Source organism: Actinobaculum sp. oral taxon 183 str. F0552, from assembly GCF_000466165.1.
GTDB lineage: Bacteria > Actinomycetota > Actinomycetes > Actinomycetales > Actinomycetaceae > Peptidiphaga.
Genome location: NZ_KE951456.1, coordinates 1 through 6,481, shown reverse-complemented (window position 1 = coordinate 6,481; position 6,481 = coordinate 1). Strand labels below are relative to the sequence as shown.

The window sequence follows — 6,481 nt, the reverse complement described above, 5'->3', positions numbered from 1 at the left end:
CCGGCCTCGGCTTCGGCCCCGCCCGGAGCACCGGGCCCCGCGGCGGCCCCTCCAGCCGCGGCTCCGGCGCCGGCCAGGAGCGCGAGGGCCGGGGGCACGAGGCCGCGGGGCATGGCGATGTCGCGGTTTCCGGTCTGCGAGAGCGCCTGGGCGAGAGCCGGGTCGGCTCCGACGATGGGAAGGATTGAACGTAGCATTCCGGCCGTCTCCACCTGTCTATTGTCGTCTGCCGTATTGGTTCGCCGCCGGCCCGGCCCGCAGGCCGCCTGCCTACCCGCGGTCGGTGTGGAGGCGCATCTGCGCGGCGGTCAGGCCGCGGGCGAGGACGTCCACGGCCGCGTCGGCGGCCTCCTCGATCACGGCCCCGAGGTCGGCGCGCTCCCGCGCGGAGAAGGGCGACAGGACGAAGTCGGCGGGGTCCTGGCGTCCGGGCGGGCGCCCGATGCCGCAGCGCAGCCGGATGTAGTCCCGCGTGCCGAGCGCCTGGCTGATCGACTTCAGCCCGTTGTGGCCGCCCTCTCCCCCGCCGCGTTTGAGCCGGAGGGCGCCGAAGGGCAGATCGAGGTCGTCGTGGACCACCATGAGCTCGTCCGGGTCGATGGAGAAGTAGGCGAGGAGGGCCTTGATCGGTCCGCCGGAGACGTTCATGTACTCGGTCGAGACGCCGAGGAGCGCCTTGGCCGACGGCGGCGGGCCGATGTGCGCGGTGAGGGCCAGGGCGCCCGTGCTCCTGACAGAAGACAGCCTGCCGCCGGCGCGCTCGGCGAGGAGGCCGACGACCATCTGCCCGACGTTGTGCCGGGTGGCGGCGTATGACGGCCCGGGGTTGCCCAGGCCGATGACGGCGTGCACGGCGCCCTGCCCCGCGCCGCTCAGCCCTCGGCGGAGGGGGCCGGGGCCTCGGCCGCCTCGGCCTCGACCGGGGCCTCCTCGGGCAGGTCTGTGGCCTGCGGGGTGGAGACGACCACCACGATGGTCTCAGGGTCGGCCTCGGACTCGACTCCCGCGGGGAGAGCGAGGTCGGCGACGGTGACGTGGCTGCCGTCTTCGCGGCCTTCGACGTCGACGACGACCGCCTCGGGGATGTGCGTGGCGGGCGCTTTGACGAGCACGTGCATGAGTTCGATCGTGTGAATGGTTCCGGGCGCGGATTCTCCGGTCACCTCGATGGGCACTTCGACTTCGACTTTCTCGCCGGAGGCCACGCGGAGCAGGTCGAGGTGCTCGATGGCCCGCGAGAGAGGGTTGCGCTGGAGTTCTTTGACGAGCACCAGCTGGTCCCTGCCGTCCACGACGACCGTGAGGATGGGGTTGGCCTGCCCCTTGGTGGCCAGGAAGATCTCGTGCGCGTCGACCGAGACGTGCACGGGGTCGGCGCCGTGGCCGTAGATGACGGCGGGGACGCGGCCGTCGCGGCGCAGTCGGCGCGAGGCGCCCTTGCCGAAATGGGACCGCGAGGCGGCTTCGAGTTTGTCTGCCATGGTGGGCTCTCCCTTCGTGTCAGTGCGCGGGCCGGCGCCCGCGCATCGCGGCCTCTTCCACGACGGCCGTGCACGGAGCGCACCCACCGCGTCGATAACGGAGCGAGCGCCCGGCTGGGCGCGCCTCCCTCGCCGAGGCAGCCGTCTCATCCTAGCGCCGGCGGGGCGAAGGGCCAAGCCCGCTGCGAGGCGCACGCCGCCGACCGCGACGTCCCGCGATGTTCCAGCCGGGCTGAACCCGCTGCGAAGCCGCGCGTCGGGCTTCCCGCACGTGGACCCGCCCGCCGAGGGAGCGGTCGAATCTGCCAGCCAGGGGTTCGGGCCCGCCTGTCAGCTGGCGAGCCGAAGAGGAGACCGGTCAGCCGGAGGTGGAGACCGGGATGTCGTCCCTGACGAAGCGCCTCGCCCCCAGGAAGAGGAGGGCGCCGGTCCAGGCCGCGAGGACGATCCCGGCGGCGAGCGTCCCGACGGAGGAGTCGAAGGACATGCCGCTGAACAGCCCCGGACCGCGGACGGCGTCGGCGGACAGCCCGAACGGCAGGTAGTTGGCCGGGGTGACCCCTCCGGCGATGAGGGCGGCGATGGGGCGAAGGCTCGATTCGATGAGCAGGACGGTGAAGATCATGGTCAGGGAGGCGACGGGGCTGCGGACGGCGAATCCCACCCCCAGGCCGATCAAGCCGAAGAGGACGAGCGAGCCGGCGCCGCGCAGCCATATGCCGGCCAGGTCGGCCATGCCGAGCGTTCCGCCGACGTCCTGCGCGGCGGCGGCGAAGGCCAGGATGCCTGCCCGCACTATCACGAGGGGGAGGCAGGCGGCGAGGACCGTGATCGTCAGGGCCGCCGCCTTGACGCCCAGGAGGCGGATGCGGGAGGGCTGCACGAGCGCGTTCAGGGCGATGGAGCCGTGCCGGTATCCGTTCGTCACGTAGAAGGCGCCCAGCACGACAGCGCCGATCACCGCGGCGGAGAATCCCAGCCCGAAGCCTCCGGCGGGGTCGGCCACGGTCGCCTGCACGTTCTCGTGTCCGAGTCTCAGCGCGTCGATGGTCTCAGGAGACATCCGGTCCGCCTGCGTCGCGTTCGGGATCACGTCGTTCAAGCGGATCAGGGCCTTGAGGATGCCGGGGAGGAAGGACACCACCAGGCCCCCCACGACGGCCTCGGCGAAGACGACCGCGGCGATGGCGGCGGTCGCCCGCGAGGTGCGGATCCGCAGAAGCTCACTTCGTAGCATGCCGCACCTCGTTTCGCGTTCGCATGGCGTCCAGGTCCGCGATCGATCCGACCGCCTTCCTGTAGATGTCCTCGAGTTCGTCGCCGCCCAGGCCCGCTATCGGGCGGGCGTCCACCACGCGCCCCTGCGAGATGACGACCACGTCGTCGGCGAAGCGGGCGAGTTCGGCCAGCTGATGGCTCGTCACGAGGACCGTTCCCCCCAGGTCGGCGAAGGAGCGGAGGAAGTTCCGCAGCCACCGGATGCCTTCGGGGTCGAGCCCGTTGGCGGGCTCGTCCAGGACGAGGATCTGCGGTCTGCCGAGCAGAGCCGTCGCGAGCCCTAGGCGCTGGCGCATGCCCAGCGAGAATCCCCGGATCTTCCGGGTGGCAGCGGCGCCGAGCCCGACGTCGGCCAGGACATCTGCCACCCGCTTTTCGGAGGCGTCCACCGCGAGGGCCTGGATCCTCAGATGCCTGTAGGCCGTCATGTTCGGGTGCAGGCCGACGGATTCGAACAGGGTCCCGACCGTGTGCCCCGGGCGGTCGAGCGCCGTGTACGGCAGGCCGTCGATGCGGACCGAGCCGGAATCGGCTGCGGCCAGGCCGAGGAGGATGCGGGCAAGAGTCGTCTTCCCCGACCCGTTCGGCCCCACGAGGCCGGTCACCCAGCCCGCTTTGACGTCGAAGGTCACGTCGTCGAGCACCGTGCGGCTATCGTAGTGTTTCGTAACGTGTGAGAACTCCAGCACGATGATCCCTTTCTTCCAAGTCTTTCTCTCAGGCTATTTCGAGGCTGATGGGGCTTTCCTCGCTACGGCGGGATTCGGCCCGAAGTTGGCGGTATTCCACGCTTTCGCGCAGAAGTTGACGGTGGGTGCCTTCCTTGCGGACGCCTCCGCCGCTGATGAGCAGCACGCGGTCGGCGATCGCGGCCGCGGTTTCGCTGTGGGTGACCATGACGACGGTCCTGCCGCGGGCATGGCGTCCGCGCGCATGCCGTCCGCGGGCGTGGGCGTTGAGAAGCGCGAATATGGCGGCCTCGGTCTGCGGGTCCAGGTGCGACGTCGCCTCGTCGAGGAGCAGGATGTCGGCGTCGCCGAGCAGCAGTCGGGCCCAGGCCAGCCGCTGCCGCTGCCCGCCGGACAGGGAGATGCCCCCCTGGCCGAGATCCGTGTCGAGGTCCAGGTCGAGGCGTCCGTCCGGGCCGCACAGCCCGACCTGCCTGAGTACGGTTCGCATGCGGTCGTCGCTGACGGCGTGTGTGCCCGGGGCGAGGTTGTCGCGCACCGTGCCGGTCAGCGTCTCGGTCTCCTGGGAGACGAGCGCGATGTGGGAGCGCAGTTCGCTGACGGGCATCGAGGAGACGTTCCTGCCGCCGACGAAGATCTCGCCGCGGTCGGCCTCGTAGAAGCGCTCGATGAGTTCGACGATGGTGGACTTCCCCGAGCCCGAGCGCCCGACGATGGCGACTTTCTCGCCCGGGCGGATGGCGAAGGAGCAGTCTCGCAGCACGGGTTCGCCTTCGAGGTAGCCGAAGTCGACCCCGGAGAACTCTATGGAGACCCCCCGTCGCCTCCCCGTGGAGGCGTCCAGGCCGAAGTCCTCTTCGTCGAGGCCGTCGACCTCCATGATCCTGTCCAGCGCGCCGAATCCCATCTGCAGCTGGGCGTAGGACTGGCTGAGGGTGGATATGGGGGTTATCAGCATGAACAGGTAGACGAGGAAGGCGAGGAGCTCGCCGACGTCCATCCTGCCGCTGCTCAGCCTCATGGCTCCCAGGATGACGACCACGAGCAGGGCGCCCTGCAGGCACAGGTTGACCAGGGGCTGGATGAGCGAGACGAGGCGCGCCAGGCGGACTCCCTCCGTCCAGACGTGAACGGACTGGACGCCGACCTTCTCCCGTTCGGAGTCCTCGGCGCCGGAGGCTTTGACGGTGCGGATCCCCGCGAGGAGGCGTTCGACGGACGCCGCGAACGACCCCAGGCTGGTCTGCAGATCCAGGGACATCTTGCGGACCGAGCGCCCCTTGCTCACGACGATCGCCAGGCCGATGAGGAAGGCCACGAGAATGGTGAGGAAAAGTATCGGATCCAAGAGGATCATGAAACCGGATATGCCGACCAGCATGACGATCGCGCCCACGATCGGAATCAGGCCGGCGGAGACCATGTTCTTCACCACGTTGACGTCGACGCTGGCCCTGGAGAGGAGGTCTGCGCTGTTCGCGCGGTCGTGCGCCGCCACCGTCCGGCTCAGGTAGCGGCTGACGAGGCGGTCGCGCATGCCCCGGGCGATGGACTCGGCTCCTCGCTGGACGAGGTAGCCCTGGAGCCCCTGCACCGCGGCCGTCCCGAGGGCGAGGAGGGTCAGCAGAGTGGCGGCGCGCAGCGTGGAACGGCCTGCGGCGATTCCGTTGACGAGATTCTGGAGGACTCGCGGCTGGACGACCGAAAGGAGTGAAGCGACGACGGACAGCACTAGGCCGATCGAGAGAACGATGCGGCATCCCCTGGTCATTTCGGCGAAGCGCGAAGCATGCTCAGACTTCGGGCTGCCCGTGTTCTCCGATGCTGCGGCAGAACGTGAAACATGCTTTGGATTCGAACGATTCGCACTTTTGAACGACACTTTCAACTCCTTCGGCAGAATATCGACTGCATGTTGCGGGAGCGCGGGTATACGCTCCCGCAACATGTGAATATGCTCAACTATATTATAGTTTAAGCGATTATTTATTACCCCAAGCAAGCAAAAACGCTAGCAAGACTAACGGAACAAACAGAAGCACTAACGGTACTAACGATAGTTCCCGTTTTTCCGCTCTCCTGCAATGCTACATCATTATCATTCTCTTGAAGTTGAAGAATAAAATTCATAATCCATTTCTTTCAATCAAAATAATTTATTTAGCACCAGAAAGCACTTACACTGCTTCCGCATAATGCTATACTTGTAATACTTCCCAAACGGTTGATCTTATCATCAGAATCGTTTAGAGATTGAAGATCAATGACAAACGACATAAAATGTCCTTTCATTTAAAATTTTGTCAACAGAACCATATACTGACTGTGCTTAAGCAAATGCATTGAGAAGTAATGCTTCTATACTTCTGTTCATTTTTCAATACATGAGCTTCAGTATTCGATTGCAATGAAAGAATAAAACTCATTTCATTCCTAACACAGCCCAATACTTATAGTACTCGCGCAACCTACAAGACTCCATGTACTAGGCATGCGATCGTCATTTTCAGTGACAGAATTTTGCAGCTCAATCACATAAAGCATTTTATACCCTTTCATTAATTTTAGTTAAATTCATCAGCACACTATAGTGCTGGCTGTGCTAAAACAAAATGCCCAACTATTTGAGCTGATGAACTTAGTTGCGTTTTCTTTATTTCCATCCATGGACTGGAGTTCGAGGATATACATTGAGTGTTTCCTTTCAATAATACATAGTATTTTATTTAGCAGAAAGACCAGCTTGACGTGCTGTAACACGACCAGTTGGAGCAGGAACTCCATCCGCGCACATCAGTAGTCTGCGACGTCTCCTCCTGAAGATCAAGAATGTAACCCATGCTATATTCACCTCCCTTCTATAAACCAATAACATTTCACTTAGCAGCACGACCAGCTTGACGTACTGTGACACGACCAGATAGAGCAGGAACTCCAGCTACGCACATCAGTAGTCTGCGACGTCTCCTCCTGAAGATCAAGAATGTAACCCATGCTATATTCACCTCCCTTCTATAAACCAATAACATTTCA

General features: G+C 64.4%; 6 protein-coding genes. All 6 read right to left on the bottom strand.

All coding sequences use genetic code 11. From position 1 onward, the window contains the following. The coding region (locus tag HMPREF0043_RS08145) for a hypothetical protein (RefSeq protein ID WP_198010312.1) at window positions 1-197 on the bottom strand (197 nt) is incomplete at its 3' end. A gap of 73 nt (window positions 198-270) precedes the next feature. Further along, on the bottom strand, window positions 271-852 hold the full coding sequence (pth, locus tag HMPREF0043_RS08140) for an aminoacyl-tRNA hydrolase (protein WP_021602547.1): 582 nt from the start codon (window positions 850-852) through the stop codon (window positions 271-273). Between the two features lie 20 nt (window positions 853-872). After that, complete coding sequence (locus HMPREF0043_RS08135) at window positions 873-1,481, bottom strand: 50S ribosomal protein L25/general stress protein Ctc (protein ID WP_021602546.1); 609 nt, start codon at window positions 1,479-1,481, stop codon at window positions 873-875. Window positions 1,482-1,839: 358 nt separating this feature from the next. Beyond that, the gene (locus tag HMPREF0043_RS08130) at window positions 1,840-2,718 is read right to left on the bottom strand and encodes a hypothetical protein (RefSeq protein ID WP_021602545.1); all 879 of its coding nucleotides are present in this window, start codon (window positions 2,716-2,718) and stop codon (window positions 1,840-1,842) included. Next, the gene (locus tag HMPREF0043_RS08125; RefSeq protein WP_198010311.1) at window positions 2,705-3,403 is read right to left on the bottom strand and encodes an ABC transporter ATP-binding protein; all 699 of its coding nucleotides are present in this window, start codon (window positions 3,401-3,403) and stop codon (window positions 2,705-2,707) included. The genes HMPREF0043_RS08130 and HMPREF0043_RS08125 overlap by 14 nt, the downstream gene beginning before the upstream one ends. Before the next feature lie 73 nt (window positions 3,404-3,476). After that, window positions 3,477-5,219, bottom strand: coding sequence for an ABC transporter ATP-binding protein (locus tag HMPREF0043_RS08120; RefSeq protein ID WP_021602543.1), 1,743 nt, complete (start codon window positions 5,217-5,219; stop codon window positions 3,477-3,479). Between the last annotated feature and the right edge of the window lie 1,262 nt (window positions 5,220-6,481).